General features: G+C 55.3%; 12 protein-coding genes. 7 read left to right on the top strand and 5 right to left on the bottom strand.

All coding sequences use genetic code 11. The annotated features are described in order from the left end of the window. Positions 1 to 117 precede the first annotated feature (117 nt). From EPD59_RS10310 to EPD59_RS10300, 3 genes are all read right to left on the bottom strand, one after another. Positions 118 to 861, bottom strand: a complete 744-nt coding sequence (locus EPD59_RS10310; protein ID WP_133272704.1) for an RNA methyltransferase — start codon at positions 859 to 861, stop codon at positions 118 to 120. 293 nt (positions 862 to 1,154) lie between these two features. After that, positions 1,155 to 2,297: an alpha/beta hydrolase gene (locus EPD59_RS10305; protein ID WP_133272703.1), complete on the bottom strand. Its 1,143-nt coding sequence runs from the start codon at positions 2,295 to 2,297 to the stop codon at positions 1,155 to 1,157. Between the two features lie 83 nt (positions 2,298 to 2,380). Further along, positions 2,381 to 2,887: a BLUF domain-containing protein gene (locus tag EPD59_RS10300; RefSeq protein ID WP_133272702.1), complete on the bottom strand. Its 507-nt coding sequence runs from the start codon at positions 2,885 to 2,887 to the stop codon at positions 2,381 to 2,383. 66 nt (positions 2,888 to 2,953) lie between these two features. Between EPD59_RS10300 and EPD59_RS10295 the strand changes: the two genes are divergently transcribed. Further along, the gene (locus tag EPD59_RS10295) at positions 2,954 to 3,781 is read left to right on the top strand and encodes an NHL repeat-containing protein (RefSeq protein ID WP_133272701.1); all 828 of its coding nucleotides are present in this window, start codon (positions 2,954 to 2,956) and stop codon (positions 3,779 to 3,781) included. A gap of 172 nt (positions 3,782 to 3,953) precedes the next feature. Further along, positions 3,954 to 6,095 (top strand): tetratricopeptide repeat-containing sensor histidine kinase, encoded by a 2,142-nt coding sequence (locus EPD59_RS10290; RefSeq protein WP_133272700.1) that lies wholly within the window; start codon positions 3,954 to 3,956, stop codon positions 6,093 to 6,095. A gap of 11 nt (positions 6,096 to 6,106) precedes the next feature. Here the strand turns inward: EPD59_RS10290 and EPD59_RS10285 are convergent, their stop codons facing one another. After that, complete coding sequence (locus EPD59_RS10285; protein ID WP_133272699.1) at positions 6,107 to 6,529, bottom strand: GldM family protein; 423 nt, start codon at positions 6,527 to 6,529, stop codon at positions 6,107 to 6,109. Positions 6,530 to 6,773: 244 nt separating this feature from the next. Between EPD59_RS10285 and EPD59_RS10280 the strand changes: the two genes are divergently transcribed. The 3 genes from EPD59_RS10280 to EPD59_RS10270 all read left to right on the top strand — a co-directional run bounded on the left by EPD59_RS10280 (position 6,774) and on the right by EPD59_RS10270 (position 10,074). Beyond that, entirely contained in the window at positions 6,774 to 7,268 is a 495-nt protein-coding gene (locus EPD59_RS10280; protein ID WP_133272698.1) for a hypothetical protein, read from the top strand. Positions 7,269 to 8,059: 791 nt separating this feature from the next. Continuing rightward, positions 8,060 to 8,473: a LytR/AlgR family response regulator transcription factor gene (locus tag EPD59_RS10275; protein ID WP_133272697.1), complete on the top strand. Its 414-nt coding sequence runs from the start codon at positions 8,060 to 8,062 to the stop codon at positions 8,471 to 8,473. 500 nt (positions 8,474 to 8,973) lie between these two features. Continuing rightward, positions 8,974 to 10,074, top strand: a complete 1,101-nt coding sequence (locus EPD59_RS10270; protein WP_133272696.1) for a pepsin/retropepsin-like aspartic protease family protein — start codon at positions 8,974 to 8,976, stop codon at positions 10,072 to 10,074. Between the two features lie 41 nt (positions 10,075 to 10,115). On the opposite strand, the gene EPD59_RS10265 is transcribed toward EPD59_RS10270, so the two are convergent. Beyond that, on the bottom strand, positions 10,116 to 10,625 hold the full coding sequence (locus EPD59_RS10265; RefSeq protein ID WP_133272695.1) for a gluconokinase: 510 nt from the start codon (positions 10,623 to 10,625) through the stop codon (positions 10,116 to 10,118). A 416-nt stretch (positions 10,626 to 11,041) separates the two neighbouring features. Here EPD59_RS10265 and tamL point away from each other — a divergent pair, with 416 nt between their 5' ends. Both tamL and EPD59_RS10255 read left to right on the top strand, forming a co-directional pair. After that, on the top strand, positions 11,042 to 13,531 hold the full coding sequence (gene tamL, locus EPD59_RS10260; RefSeq protein ID WP_133272694.1) for a translocation and assembly module lipoprotein TamL: 2,490 nt from the start codon (positions 11,042 to 11,044) through the stop codon (positions 13,529 to 13,531). Between the two features lie 335 nt (positions 13,532 to 13,866). Further along, positions 13,867 to 15,702: a hypothetical protein gene (locus EPD59_RS10255; protein WP_133272693.1), complete on the top strand. Its 1,836-nt coding sequence runs from the start codon at positions 13,867 to 13,869 to the stop codon at positions 15,700 to 15,702. Positions 15,703 to 15,780 lie beyond the last annotated feature (78 nt).

Here is a 15,780-nt window from a genome sequence, read left to right as displayed (position 1 = left end):
CTAAAACCAAAAAGCCCTGGCGCATGCGCCAGGGCTTTTTAGTTCATTGCTATTTAAGCAAAGTCTACCGTAACCAACAAGAAGCTTTGAGCCTTTAAAAATAGCAGCCGTTATCTTCTACAGTTCCCGATGGAAGTTATCCAGCAGAATAGCCGCTGAGATAGCCACGTTCAGGCTTTCCGCGCCGCCAGCTCCCGGAATATACAATCGTTGCGTGAGGCGCTCCAGCACCTCCGGCCGGGGGCCATGTGACTCGCTGCCCATGATGAGCACACCCGCGGGGCGCAGCGTGAGGCGGTGTACATTGTCGCCTTCGAGGTGGGCGCCGTAGCGGGGCACGCTGGGGGGCAAATTGTCGAGCCACTGGGGCAAATCGCGCTGCCAGACGGAAACACGGGCAAAAGAGCCCATAGTAGCCGCTACGGTTTTGGGTGCCCATGGGTCGGCGCAGGTATCGGAGCACACCACACCTTGCAGGCCGTACCAGTCGGCCAGACGAATGAGCGTGCCCATGTTGCCGGGGTCGCGCACTTGGTCCAAGGCAAGTAGCAGGCTGGCCGTGGGGGGCAAAAGTGGCCGCTCGGCCGGCAGGTGGGCAATGGCCAGCGCCGTCGTATTGGTAGCCAGCGTCCCGAGGCGGGTCAGCTCATCTTCTGTTATCACCTCGAAAGGCACCGCAGCCGGCAGCAGCGGAATTTTGGCGGCAAACTCCGGTGTCAAAAACACGCGTTCTGTTACTAGCTCAGAAGCCAGCAGTTCCAGCACACTTTTGCCGCCCTCCACCAGAAACAGCCCCAACCGCTTGCGGTATTTCTTTTGTTTGAGCTGTTCTACGCGGGTTTTTAACGCTTTGCTGACCATGTGAGCTGTGATAAAGCCTGTTGCTTTTGGGATATTATGCCGGCCTGATTTTCCATGCCAAGCCCTACATACTGCCCCGACTACGACCCGGCAATCTGCCGCTGAGCCGCGCTACAAAGCTAACGAAGGCAACCTGACCATTGCATTGTGGCTTGCTCCACTAGCAAAGTCGGTAAATGAGTAGATAGGTACCCCGCGGCAGAAAGAATCAGCCAGCCGATCTATTGTAAATGACCCAAAAAAGCCCCCACTCCAACGAGCGGGGGCCTTTTCATAGAATGCAACGACAAGCTTTACTTCAGTGCACCCTTCAGATCAGCGACAGCAACGCTCTGCGCCTGCTTGGCTTCGGGTACAACGGCCGCCATCCCGAAAAATTCGTGGGTGGTGCCCTCGTACAGTTTGTAATTGACTTTCACGCCGGCCGCGGTGAGTTTATCGCCGAGGGTCTTGCCTTCGCTCGTCAGCGGGTCATATTCGGCGGCAATAATGGTCGTCGGGGGCAAGCCCTTCAGATTTGCGGCCACCAAGTTAATGCGCGAGTCTTTGCCGTCGGCGGCCGTACGCAGATAATTCTTGAAGAACCACTCCATGCCTGCTTTATTAAGCGGCGCGGTTTCCGTGCTTTTTTGGTAGGAAGGCGTAGTCGTGTCGTAGCCGGCAATCGGGTACACCAACAACTGGTGCTTGGGCAGCGCCACGCCTTTGTCGCGGGCCTGCATGCTCACGGCGCACGCCAAGCCCCCACCGGCGCTTTCGCCCGCCACCGCTACCCGCTTCGGGTCGCCTTTAATGCTGGCGGCATTTTTCAGCGCCCACTGATAGGCGGCAAACGCATCGTCGTGGGCCGTTGGAAACTTATGCTCCGGCCCCTTCCGATACTCCACCGACACCACCACGGCTCCAGTTTGCTCTGCCAGGGCCTGCGCAGAAGCGTGATACGTATCGATGGTGGCAATGACCCAGCCACCGCCGTGGTAATACACAATCACCGGAAATGGAGCCGCGCCCGCTTTGGGCGTATAAATACGCGCTTTCACCCCAGTCATCAGGGTTTGGCTGGCCGTATCCACCTGCATAGGTGGGGGCGTGATGTTGCTCACCTGCATCTGTTTCATGGCCGCATCGGCGGGGCTCGGCTGCTTGCGGGCCTCGGCGGCGGTCAGTTCAGGCAAGGGCTTATTGTTGAAACTCATTAGCTGCTCGATAACGGCCTGCATCTCGGGCTTCAAATTTGGCCCCCACGCGGGTTTTGCGCCGGTAGGCTTCACTTCACCGGCGGCCGTAGCGCTAGCGGTGCTATCGGCTGCTGTGGCCTGAGTGTCGGTTTCGGTGACTTTCGGCTTGGTATCACAGCTGCTTAACAGCAGGCAGCTCGCCAAGGCAGGAGCCATCAGCCCAGCCATCGCGGCGGGGCGAAAGAAAGAATAATTCATACGAGGGGGATGAAAGGTGTAGGTACAAAGGTTGGTCATACCCATACGCATAGTTTACAGATGAGTTCACACCCAGGCAAAGCTCACAACCGCTCACTCTCAACCACAAATGCTTCCAGACGAGCCGCCAACGGCTGCCTGTTCGATTCCTCGGGCAGGTATTTCACCAGTTCAGCAAACTGCGCTTCGGCCAGCCGATGGCCCGCCATGCCCCACTGCGGATACGTGCGCTGAAGCCGCGCTACGCGTGTAATTACCGTCACGTCGTAGTGCCGCGCATCGTGCTGAATCCGCTCAAACAGGCGCTCTACTGCTGCCTGCTCGCCTTCCAGCACTTGGGCAAAATTCCCTTCGCCATAAAACAAGATGCCGGTGATGTCGTGGGCGACATTGTAGGCTCGGGCTTGCGCCACCAGGGTGCGCAGTTCCGGGTAGCTCAGCGGCGTCACGGCCCTACTGACGTAACTTAGTTGGTACAGCATATTTGCCCCCAGCACCCCAAAAAATTGCCACCACGGCAGGGTTGCGCTGAGAAAGAGAAGATACGAAAGGAAAGCCACTTTATCGAGGGCCACAGCCTGGAGATTCATTAGCCGACCGGCAAAAACATAGCGCAATACGTTGTATCTTAAGCTTAGCAACCTGCTGCTCCCCTTATGATGAAGCCATTGCTACTTGGCATTCTGCTGCTACTCGCCACCCAGGGAACAGCGCATCCAGGCGTGGGCATTGTGCAGGATGCGCAGGGGAATGTGTACTACACCGATCTGGAAAATGTGTGGAAGCGTGCGCCCAATGGCCAGCAGCGCATTGTGGTACCACGCGTGCACACCCACGAGCTTTACCTCGATCCGCAGGGCAACCTCTACGGCGAACACCTTTGGTACGAGGGCGAGGCTACCAACAAATGGAAGCACTACGTGTGGCGCCTGAGCTCTGGGGGGCAATTAAGCAAAGTCATTCCTGCAACACCCGGCTTTTTGACTAATTACAGTTTCAACCGGGACCACTCGGGTGCGATGTACTGGGCAGAGCGTGACGCACCCTACCGTATCATGAAAAAACTGCCCGGTGGAAAAGTAATGGTGCTGGCTAGGGGTCGTTTCAAAGACGTACGCTGGCAACACGTTACGCCAGATGGCCAGTTCTATTTTGTCGATGATGATGCCCTGTATGTACTAGCCGCTGATGGGACGATCAGGTGCCTGAAAAGGAACCTCGACGAAGCCCCACCCTCCACCGCAAAGGTGAACCATAACCTGGGGGGCATTTTCTCCGACCGGCAAGGCAATATCTACGTCGCAGTTACCAATCTGCGAAAAGTACAGCGCCTAAGCCCCAGCGGCCATATCACAACAGTAGCCAGATCGAGTGCCCCGTGGACAGCCTCCAGCGGACTGGTAGCGCCCGATGGTGATGTATGGCTGCTGGAATACAACACGGCCAACCAAGTGCGCGTGCGCCGTGTGCGGCAGCCTCAGTAGGCATTGCTTCCATCAACTGATTTGTTGCAAGTGATAGGGTCCGAGCATGCCTGGCCTGTCCAAAAACAAGAATCAGTAGGACTATTTTACTCCCCACAATAGACCCTTGCTTTGCTAAGTCAGTTTGAATCAATACCTTATTAGCAGGTTATTTCCGAACAAGTGAATTAGTATGAAAACACTCCTGCTGCTGTGTTTGCTTGGCTTCCTGTTTTTTCAGGCAAAAGCGCAAGACTCAGTGGGCCGACACTGGCAGGCCGCGGTGGAGGCGCATCCGCAGCGTGATACGGGCCGCGTGAACCGCCTCAACACTCTGGCTTTTGTGCAGCGCGCAAATGCCCCCCAGCAAACCAAAGCGGCCTACGAGGAAGCCTTAAACCTATCTCGTGAAATTGGCTACACCTTTGGCGAAGCCCGCGCTTTGCTGGGTTTGGGCTTTTATTACCGCTTCCGCAATCAGTATGAGCTTTCCCTCGCTTACACAAATAAGGCTCGTAAGCTGTTTATTCGGCTCAATGACCGCCTGCATGAAATTTCGTGTCTGTATAACCTTTCCTACACCGCTTCCGGGCAGGGCAACTACGCGCAGGCCATGGCTTACAGCTTCCAAGGCTTAAAGCTGGCTGATGCAATTCCCAGCCAGAAGTGGCTGACGCTGCTTAATACTCAGCTGGGAAATACGAGCATCGCCTTGGGCGAATACCAAAAGGCCCGGCAGTACTTCGTGCGGGGCCTGAAGTTGGCGCGGGGCGTAGGCGATCAGGATGGCATCGCCCATTGCGTATCGGGGCTGGGCGAGTTGTGCCGCATTCAAGGTCAGTGGGCGCAGGCTCGAAGCTATTTCGAGCAGGGCGCCGTGCTGGCCAAGGAGCTCAATAACCAAGGCGGCGTGACCATGAGCATGTATAGTATAGCCGATATGGACGAGCGCTTGGGCAACTACCAGGCAGCTTTTTCGGCGGCCTTCCGGGCCCTGCAACGCATGAAGCAACTGGATGACGTGGGCCGAATTCCGCTGGTGCAGCTTATCCTAGCCCGCGCCTACCTCGATACGGAGCAACCCGACAGCGCCTGGGCATACGGACGCGCGGCGCTGCTAGCGGGCCAGCGCACCGGCAATAAAAGCACAATTCGCGATGCCAGTGATGTGCTCGCCCAGGCCAGCGTGGACCGCCGCCGCTTCGACGATGCCTATCGCTACCTGGCCTTGTTTGTGGCGTACCGCGACAGCCTCGACAATCAGGAAGTGACCCGCCGAACGGCCGCTCTCCAGTACCAATATGCGCTGGACAAAAAACAGTCGCAGATACAGCTGCTGACACACAACCAACAGTTAATTCGGCAGCAGAATCGTCAGCAGCGCCTGCTCCTGCTGGGGTCGTTGGCAGTTCTGGTAATTGTAGCCGGGCTGAGTGTGCTACTCTGGCGCAATAATCGGCAGAATCAGCGGTCCAATGCGCAGCTTCAGCGCCAGCAGGAAGAATTGCAAGCCACGCAGGCGCAGCTGGTGCAGGCAGAAAAGCTGGCCGCACTCGGCGAGCTAACGGCCGGCATTGCCCACGAAATTCAGAATCCGTTGAATTTCGTCACCAATTTTGCCGACGTATCAGCCGACATCAGCCACGAGCTGCAAACCGAAGCCCGCGCGGGAAATTATCAGGAGGTAGAAGAGCTGGCCAACGAGCTAGAGCAGAATCTACACAAGATTACGCAGCACGGGCGACGGGCTTCCGCTATTGTGAAGGGTATGCTGGAGCACGCGCGGCCCAGCACCAGCGAGCGCAAACCCACCGACCTGAATGCCCTGGCCGCCGAGCACCTGAACCTGGCTTATGAGAGTCTGCGCAACAAAGCGCCGGCCTTTGAAGTCGAGCTAATCAGGGATTTTGAAGCTGGCCTGGAGCCCGTGGCACTAGTACCACCAGATATTGGGCGAGTACTCCTGAACCTATACACCAACGCTTTCTACGCCGTGCAGCAGAAAGCCGCGGCCGCTACTGCCCATTATCAGCCCGAGGTGCAGGTAAGTACGCGCCAAAACAATGGGCAAGTTGAGTTACGCGTGCGCGACAATGGGTTGGGCATGCCGGCGGAGGTAGCAAAGAAGGTATTCCAACCGTTTTTCACCACGAAGCCACCCGGTGAAGGCACCGGGCTGGGCCTGTCATTGAGCTATGACATCATCACCAAAGGCCACGGCGGCACCCTCACCTTTGAATCGCGGGAAGGGGAAGGCACTGAGGTTTTAATCACTTTGCCTCTCAACCAAGCAAAGGTGCGTGGCGCGGCGAAGAAAGGTGCGGGCATAGTATAAGTTGCGTCGGTTTATTCGGTGAGCACCCAGTTGAGGTGAATATTTTGCTCAGGGACCATCTGATAGGGCTTTGGTTGGCCGCCAGCGGTGGTAGCCACCACATCGAGCACCTCAATATAGATGCGGTCACCCGGTTGCGCGTATTTTGCAAAGCTGGCCATACCAACTTCCGAACCTTGTATCAATCTGGCGGGCAGCACTGGTCGGCGGCCTCTTATAAGGGCCATTTCCGCCTTTTTGATTTGATAGCTTACCGGCGTCGCGCAGGCCGGATCGTTGGTGAGTGTTAAACTGATAGTAGGTACCACTGCACTACCTGTCGTGTTGATCTCCTGCTTATTATGAAAAGCTTTCAACTTTGGAACTGGACAGGCAGTCTGGGCGCTAGCCCACTCAGTGGACAATAATGCGAGGGGCAGCAGCAACTTTCTCATAGCGCAGGATAGGACTGAGGTGATAGCCAGTAAAAAAAGCCCCCCAGCCGGGTAATTGAGCGTAGGGGTTGGCAGTATAACGTACTTTCTAAGAACTCCGTATTTTGGCCACGCTATATTTCAACTTATGGATAAGGCTGCTGGTATTTGGTTTGTCTCCGGGGGACAAAGTAGCGCAGCCTGAAGGCGTAGTAGAGTTAGTTTTTTGCCTGTAATTTTATTCTTCTTTTCTCGTTTGCCTTTTATGAATAAGCTCTCCTCTTATGCTTTATCTCTGGTTTTGGCCGGAGCACTCGTTAGCTGCGGCGACGACAACAACAACGATCCGCAACCCGCAAACCAGACGGCCAGCGAGAAGCTTATGGCTAAGCCCTGGATGATAACTGCCGCCACCGAAAAGAAAGGCAACAACGCGACCGTTGATATCTACACCAGTGAAAATGCTTGTCTGAAAGACAACCTGTATAAGTTTCAGGCCGGCAATGTCCTCACGCTGGACGAGGGCAAAACCAAGTGCCTTGGCACCAGCCCGCAAACCACCACAGGCCAATGGAGCCTATCCAACAACGACCAGACGCTCTCGGGCACTATTACCTTCACTATTGCTCCGGGCTTCAGCTCCGAAATAGAATTGACCGGCACAATTGAAGAGTTAAGCGCAACTCAACTCATTCTCGTGGACACAGAAACGGTAAATGGATTAGCCACCGTGACCCGCACCACCTTCACGGCCCAATAGCCTCTCTTCCACCAAACCTCAGAAAGCCGCTTCCTCACCGAAGCGGCTTTTTTCGTAGTCCGCCAGGCGTATCAGAACCGGACAGCGGGTGTATCAAAATCGCACATATCGGGTTAGCGAAAACGAATTACCTTCATCATATTGCTGATTATAAGATATTTAGATACATGGCATCATCTTTCTTATCATACGCCTAACGAGTGAATTGCTAAGCGCTCCAGCGGCTTGCATTTCCCTGCAACCAACGAAGTAACCATGCGCTTGATCTGGATTTTTGCCGCAGGACTGCCCGCAAGAAGGCGTCAGCAAATAAAAACGAGATTTTCTGTAACGTTTGCCACTTCGGGCGGTATCCTCGGCAGACGCGCTTGCTTTGCCTCCGCCTGAGTAGGGCAAGCGCGCCTACTACCAAGCTCATAAGATTCCTCAACCAGCCAACAATCGATTGGAAGGCTGGCGGGGGACAAAGTAAGAAGCTGAACAGATGGTACGAATTTATTCGTACCGAGATGCAGCCTCTTTTCGGACTGCCTGTCTTTTAGTTACTAACGAACCACGACAGCAAGCATTTACTCCTCGTGCGCAGGAATAAAGCAGGAACACGGTCTTGTCGGGCAGTGCCGCAATAGATGGTCGCCTGAAAAGTGGAATGGCGCGTCGCCCTGATTGGGCGGGTGTTGGTATGAAAAAGTCAGCGGCCACTTGATAGCCGTCGCGATGCTGGGAATCCTTTTCAGAACGCCTGATTTCACCTCAAAAAGTAAGCTCTGAATTGTTAACTGCTTTGTTCTATGAAAGCCAACGTAACTCCATCCCAGCACTCGTCAGCGGGGAGCAGCTCCGGTGACGAGTTGTCAGGGCCGCGCCCCCTATTGAAGCGGCTGCTGGTGAAAGAACAGCATAAACTGTTTTTTATTAAGGTCGACGATATTCTCTACTTCGATGCCGACGGCAGCTACATTACGCTGCACACGCTTCAGCGCTCCTACGTGCTGTATGAGAGCCTTACCCAGCTGGCCCAGCGCCTCGATCCGACGGACTTTGCGCGCATCCACCGCTCCTATCTGATCAATCTGAATTATGTAGAAGAGTTGGAGGGCTATTTTAATGGGGAATACTTAGTCAAGCTCACGGGCGGCCACACGCTCAAATGGACTCGTTTCTACCGGGATAATGTGAAGGCGTTCATCACCCGCAGCAAATAACCCTAGTGCCTAGTAAAAAAAGCCCCCAGCGCCTAAAAACAGGTTTTGCTGAGGCCATTATTACAGAGTTAATCAGCTGGTAAGAATGTACCGGCACATACTAGCTGCCCCAGGGCAGTAGCCGAAAAGTACACGGCGAGGCAGGGAGCTGCAACTCCCCGGCGAGCTTGGAAAAATGGTGAGTGAATTTCCAAGCCCGCCCCAGCAGAACGCTGGAAGCCTTGCCGTGTACCGGCTGCTTTTCTGTGTCTTTACCAGTCGTAGTATTACCCGCAAAAACGGCCTTACCATTACGGTAAGGCCGTTTTTGCGTGGTGTGGAAGCTGCTCACTAGTGCTTATCTGGTCCTTCTTTCTGGCGGCAAAACGGGCATCTTATGAGCAGAATCGGGCACCTTAAAGAATAAGCATTGAAGCAGGCGCCTGAAAGTGAGTGTATAGGGGCGGCTTTCGGCTAAAAGGCACCACGGGGGTGTCGGCGGCGCCGGGCCACTTGCTTCTATGGCCACTATCTCGCTCTGGCTGCGCTTGTTCGAAGCTCCCGTAGCCACTTTCCGGCAAGTTGTTTTCTCTTTCCTTTGCCTAGGGGCGCGCCGTAGTATCTGCGGGCTGCTTGGGGGGCTTTTTTTGCTGGTTGGTTGCCCCGCCTTTGCCAGTGCGGCGCCCCCGGATACGGAAGTATTTCTCGATTCGCCGTTTCGCTTCAAGCAGGCCAACCAGAAACGGGTTTCCATGGAGTATAAGTCCCAGGGCAACCTACTCGTCATTCCGGTTTATCTCAACGGCAAAGGCCCGTATAACTTCCTGCTTGATACCGGCATTGCTACTTCCGTCATCACCAACCCCAAACTGGGGCGACACTTGGGCGTGCAGACTACCAAATCCTACAGCGTATCCGGGGTGGGCAAGAAAGCGCCCGTACTGGCTCATCGGACAAACTCCGTACGGGTGGAGTTTGCAGGCATTGAAGCGCCTTCCATGCATTTTATTGTCGTTTCAAAGCAGGTCGTTGCGTTCGAGGCGCTGATGGGGATACAAATTCATGGCATTTTGGGCTTCGACCTGTTTCGCAGCTTTATCGTATCCATTCACCCCACGCAGGGCCAAATCACGTTTACTGATCCCACTGCGCCCCGCCCCGCTACTGACGAAAGCTGGAGCAGCTTGCCTATCGAGCTGGATGACTCTAGGCCGTATATCACAACCAACATTGCCGTAACAGGCTCCCAGGCAATACCGCTGCGCCTGATGCTGGATACGGGTGCCGGACACGCCCTCTCGCTGGAAATGGGTTCGGATTCGCGGCTGACTTTGCCAGTAGAGCGCCAGCGTGCTGACTTGGGCTACGGCTTCAGCGGGCTGATTCAGGGCTATCTGGGTCCTATTGCGCTGTTGCAGCTGGGCTCCTATCAGCTCCGCTCCTTGCAAACGGCTTTCCCCGACCCTCATAATCTGGTTGACCGGGTTACGGTAGCCCGCAGCGGCACGCTCGGCTTCGATGTATTGCGGCGCTTTGATTTTATCATCGACTATCCGCACAACCGGCTGCTGCTACGGCCCACTAGTGAGCACCGCCACCAATTCGAGCAAGCCGCCTTATAGCTCATCAAGCCCTCTTTTGCGCCTAGGCAATCCGATTAGAGTCAGCCGCTGGTCCTTCCGCCCTTCTCCTCTTCCAGATACTGCAGGACCTGCCGCACCAGTTCCTCGGGCGACGCCTCTATACTCAGGTGCAGACCGTAAGCCGGCGATTCATAATCAGCTAGTTGCGAATGGAGCATTTGCTCCTTCATGTAGTGACCCGACCGCCCCCGCAGCCGAGACACTAGCAATTCCTTACTCCCTTCCAGCACCACCCAAATAATTGAGTGTGCGGCGGCCTGCTGCAATACGGTGCGGTATTTCTCCTTCAGCGCCGAGCACGCCAGCACCGCACCGCCCGACTTTTCCCACTTCGTGATACCAGCAGCCATCGCAGCCAGCCAGTCCCGCCGATCATCATCGGTCAGTGGGGTGCCGTGGCTCATCTTCTCTACGTTGGCTTTCGAATGAAAATCGTCGGCGTCATAAAACGGCACGCCCAGCGCGTGGGCCAACTCGCGGCCGACGGTAGTTTTGCCACTGCCCGAAACGCCCATAACGATACAAATCATACGCTGGTGGTAGGTAAGGAAGAAAGCCCCTGGGGAGGTTGCGAACCCAAGGCGTAAAGTATGTTTACATCCGCAATCTCTAGCTTTATTTACGACTGCGCCGACTATTTGAGATAGCAGGATCGGCCACAAAGTAAAGAATGTGCAGCTATTCCCCTGCGGACGCCACATGTATAAAGCAGCTTTTTGCCCTACCTTCTACGAGCGAAATAGCTTAAATTAGCTTGGGCTGCATCACCCGCTTTGTACCTGAACACAGTATCCTGTTTGGTTGAGCTAACCGATTCGAACTTATTCCAGTAAAAAGATGGAATTTAGCGGCTCCAACACCGTTTTGCTTTCTTCCCGTAGAAGGACAACAAGCCGGAGTCGACGCTTTTTCAGGTGCCATACGTGCATGTACTTCGCTACCGCTTTTGAAACCATACTCGCCGTTGCCGGGCCCGCTGGGGGGCTTTTTTAAGGATAAAGTTCGCATTGTCTGGCTGGCAGTTCTGCTCATCGGGCTACTGGACAGCTGCACGCCTACGCGGCTGCTGCCCCCTGGCCGCAGTCTGCTGCGCACCAACAAGCTCAAGGGCGTAGAGCAGGCCGACGCCGTTAGCCTGGAAGCACTGTATCAGCAACAGCCTAATTCCCGCTTTCCGTTGCCAAAGCTGGCTATTTACCAGCTGGGCAGCACTTTCTACAACCGCGCCAAGGTGCAGAAGCGCCTCGAGGATGAGCGCCTCGACTACCGCAAGCGCATTCAAGCCGCCCGCCCCGACTCCGTGAAGGTGGGCAAGCTGCTCGTAAAGCGCGACCAGCACCTGCGCCGCCACCAACTAGCCCTGGATAAAGGCAATGCCGTCATGCGCCTGGGCGAAGCGCCCGTGGTGTACGACTCTACCCTAACTCAGAAAACGGTAGAGCAGCTCGGCATTTATCTGAAGTCGCAGGGCTTTTTTCGCAGTCGCGTTACGGCCACCGACACGGTGCGCAAGCGCATGGTGACGGTGACGTATCACATCACCGAAAATACGCCTTTCACTTATGCTCAACTCGAATATGCTATTCCCGACTCGGGCGTGGCGCGCGTGGTGCAAGCCAGCCAGAAAGCATCGTTGCTGCAAGTAGGTCAGCGCTACAATGAAGCTCTGATCGGGCAGGAACGGGCGCGTCTGGAAACCCTGCTTAAAAATGCGGGTTACTACGATTTTCGCCAGCAGTACATCACTCTCGAGGCTGATACCAGCTTTACTCCCACCACGGTGCGGCTGCGCACCATCATTGCCAATCCCGCATCGGGCTCCGAGCACCGCGTGTACACGATTCGCCACGTAAATTTTCTGACTGACGCCGGAGCCATTCGTTTTGGGGTAAAGCGCGATACCATCGTGCGCGACTCGGTGTATTATCTGGCTTTTCGTCACCGCTTCAGCACCCGCGTACTCGACCGCAAACTAACGGTTCGCCCCGAGCAGCGCTACAGCTTGGCAAACACCCAACTTACCCAGCGTCAACTAGCTGACCTGGACGTGTTTCGCTTCAACAACGTCAACTACGTCAAGGTGGAGCCCGCCATTGGCACCGATACCACCTACCAGCTCGACGCGGTCGTGAACGCCTCGCCGCACAAACGCTTTCAGGAGCTGATTGAATATGGAGCCACCTATGTAGCCGAGCAGGTAGGCCCCTTTGTCAACGCCCGCATTAAAGTCCGGAATGTGTTTGGTGGGGCCGAGGTGCTAGAGTTCGGTGTGCGGGCAGGTTTTGAGGGCCAGTACAACCGCGTGACGGGCAGCGACATTCCCGAAACCGTACTTACGACTCAACTGGGGGGCAATATTAATCTGGTTATTCCGCAGTTTATTCTACCCTGGCGCTCGGGGCGGATTCTGTCGCGCTATAATCCCCGCACCCGGCTCAATCTTACCTACACCTACGTACAGCGCCCCGAGTACACGCGCACCAATCTGGAGGGTACTTTCGACTACATCTGGCAACGCTCCTTGTACCACCAGTGGGTGCTCACGCCCATCGACGTCAGCATTATCAATGCGACGAATATCAGCCCGCAGTTCCGGGAGCGCTTAGATCGGTTATCGAGCGAAGGGTCACCGTTATTTCGCAGCTTCACGCAGTTGTATGTGCCTAGTATCAATGCCACGTCGCTGTTCAATTCCAACGACTTCAACCAGACGCGTGATGCTACCTTTCTGCGCTTGTTTGCAGAAGTTGGTGGCCTCACACGTAAGCTGTATCAGGATCGTATCAGCCTGAATGTGTATGACTTCGCCAAGTTTACCGCCGACTATCGCCGCTACCATAAGCTAGGGCCCAAAACCTTCTTCGTATACCGTTTCAACGGCGGCATCGCCCGCGCCCTCACCCGCACCGACGTGCAGGACTCGGCCGGCAACGTTACGAGTCAGCTAATTATCCCCTACGACAAGTATTTATTTGCCGGGGGCAGTTCCAGCGTCAGAGCTTGGAAGCCGCGCCGCCTTGGTCCCGGTGCTTATACCACCACCCGACTTGATGATGATGGCACAATAGTGCGCGATTTTAACCTGGAGCAGCCCGGCGAAGTATTGCTGGAAGCCAACGTGGAATACCGTTTTCCGATCTACAGCTTTATCAACGGAGCCGTTTTCACAGATGCTGGCAACGTCTGGACGTTGCAAAGCGACCCTCGCCCGGGCGCTCAATTTAAGCCCGATCAGTTCTTAAAACAGTTTGCGGTGGGCTCCGGCGTGGGCATCCGCCTCGACTTTTCCTTCCTGATTCTGCGCTTCGACATTGCCACTAAAGTTTACGACCCTACCGCGGCAAATGGGGACAAATGGGCTATTCGCAATTTCAAATTCCTGGGCAAAAGCGAGGATCAAACTGCCTTCAACTTGGGCATCGGTTACCCCTTCTAGGATTTAACCAAGCTGAATTTATTAAAGCTTTTATTATTTAAATTATAAAATTTCGTATTCTAGGCTTTACAACTGTTTAGGCTTTTACCAATATTCAGCGCGTAAAATGCCTATATCAGCGCTTTATGGCTATAATTTTGCTATTCGAGACCTCACACAATTAGCTGTGAGTGGTAGGTATATTTCTACTTTAGGAGCAATGTAGTTTCGCTTCTACTCTTCCTGTTAATTGTGTTTCTCCTGCCTGGGTCTGGGCGTGGGGCAGCGCAGGCTTCCTCATCCGGGCCGCGCTGGGTAGGCTATGGTCTGCTTCTCCTATCGCCTAGTTCTATTATATGAGAATACTCTTACGCGCTATAGTATCAGTTCTAGCCCTTGCCCCCTCCCTGCTGCTGGCCGAAGGCTCCCGCCAGCTTACGCCAAACCGGGCCGTTAACCCTGCCACCAACCTGCCCTACCCGCTCACTGATCCGCGAAACGATCGTGCAGGCTTTCTGACCCACGATGTCAACGCGGCCACTGGGGGGCTAAATTTGTCATTAGGCTTTCTGAAACCCCAAGCCTGGGGCACCAATGATGTTCCGTTTCTGGAAGACTACCGCCTTCACATTCGGCTCAAGGCTGGCGAGACCCTTCACTATGGAGTACATCGGGTAGCGCGAATTGGGGGTGGCACGCACGCTAACCTGCTTCTTACCCTCCGCTATGGTGCGGGTGCGGGCACTATTGTCAGTCAAAATAAGCTTCTGCGCGACCCGGCCACCCCAAGCCAGGCGGGCTTGCTGACCGATCAGGCGGGTGTAATTGCCAACACCTCTCAGCACCAGATCGGGCCTTCCCTAACCGCCGGCGACGGCGGCTACGAGCCCTTAACCTACACCAATAACACCGGTGTTACCCACGATTTTTACGTTGAGTTCACCCAAGAGGGCGAGTTTACCAACAAAGGCACCCAGCCGGGCTTCAACGATTTAGGCGCCCGGAACCCCAATTTTATGAGTGCCGTGCGCTCGGAATACGACTTTTGGGACTTCACCGTGCGTGACGCCGCTGGTCAGGAAAAGCCAGGACGCCTGTTTAGCAAGCTATGGTCCTTCACCACTACCACCTCGGGCGGTACGGGCTACGAAAATCGGCTTTCGGCCAACTTTGCGCTTTTTCCTTTGATAGAAAGCCCCCAGCATCGGGGCCAGTACTATGTGAAGCAGATCGAGCTGGCCGGAATTCGGCCGCTCGTGTTTTACTTTGTTTCGAACGCCAACGGCTCACGCGCCAGCGCGGCTACTGGCTCTACTTTCGCGGAGCGCCGCCGCAGCCAGGCGGGCAATACGGGTTATCCTGAGTACCCGAACTTCGTAAATAACCCCGACAAAGAACTGTGGCCCAGCGCGCCTGCGCCGCGCTTTGTTACTTCCCAGCGCGGTTTCTGCGAAGGGGGCCTTGGTAAAGTAGCTTTCACTACCATATCTGATGAGACAGGCACAGTTGCTATTCTGATTGATCTGAACAGCAACGGCGTGCAGGACGGCGACGATGTGCTATTGGAGCAATCGGTAGTGCCGGGAGCTAATACACTAGTGTGGAATGGCCTGGACCGCGCGGGCAAGTTAGTAGCAGCCGGCTTGCCTATTAAGCTCTCTTTCACGAGCCAGGGAGCGCCAGTAAACTTCCCCGTGTATGATGTAGAGGGCAATTCCAGCGGGCTGCGGGTGCAGAATATCCGGCCGTCGGTGGGGGGCAATACGTACTACGACCGCCTGTACTGGGACGACTCGCAACTCACCGCTGCCAAGCCTCAGTTCTTCCCCCAAACTCGCCCCGCCCCTGACATGGCCAGCGTGCGCACCGATGGCGTTATTTCCAGCACGGCCGCCTACCAGGGAGTACACCGCTGGGGCGACGACAGCAACGAAGCCGGCAACGACTACACGATTAACACCTGGACCTACGGCTTTATTTCAGCCCCCAGCGAAACGATTTACACCTACGCTTACAGCTGCGATTTTGACCAGGATGGCGTAGATGATCTGGCCGATATTGATGATGACAACGACGGCATCACGGACTTATCGGAAAGCTTTGGTATCGACCCGGATGTGCTGGTGAATGGCACGCCACGCTATTTGGCTGGCTCCTTTATGGTGCCCGGCGTGGGGGCTTTCGCGATGTAAATGGTGATGGCATCAATGACCTTTTTGATCTGGATCTGGACGGTACGCCAAGTCATCAGGACGCCGATTCTGACGGTG

Origin of the sequence: Hymenobacter radiodurans (assembly GCF_004355185.1) — a bacterium.
Taxonomy (GTDB): domain Bacteria; phylum Bacteroidota; class Bacteroidia; order Cytophagales; family Hymenobacteraceae; genus Hymenobacter; species Hymenobacter radiodurans.
This window is presented reverse-complemented; position numbering and strand designations above follow the sequence as displayed.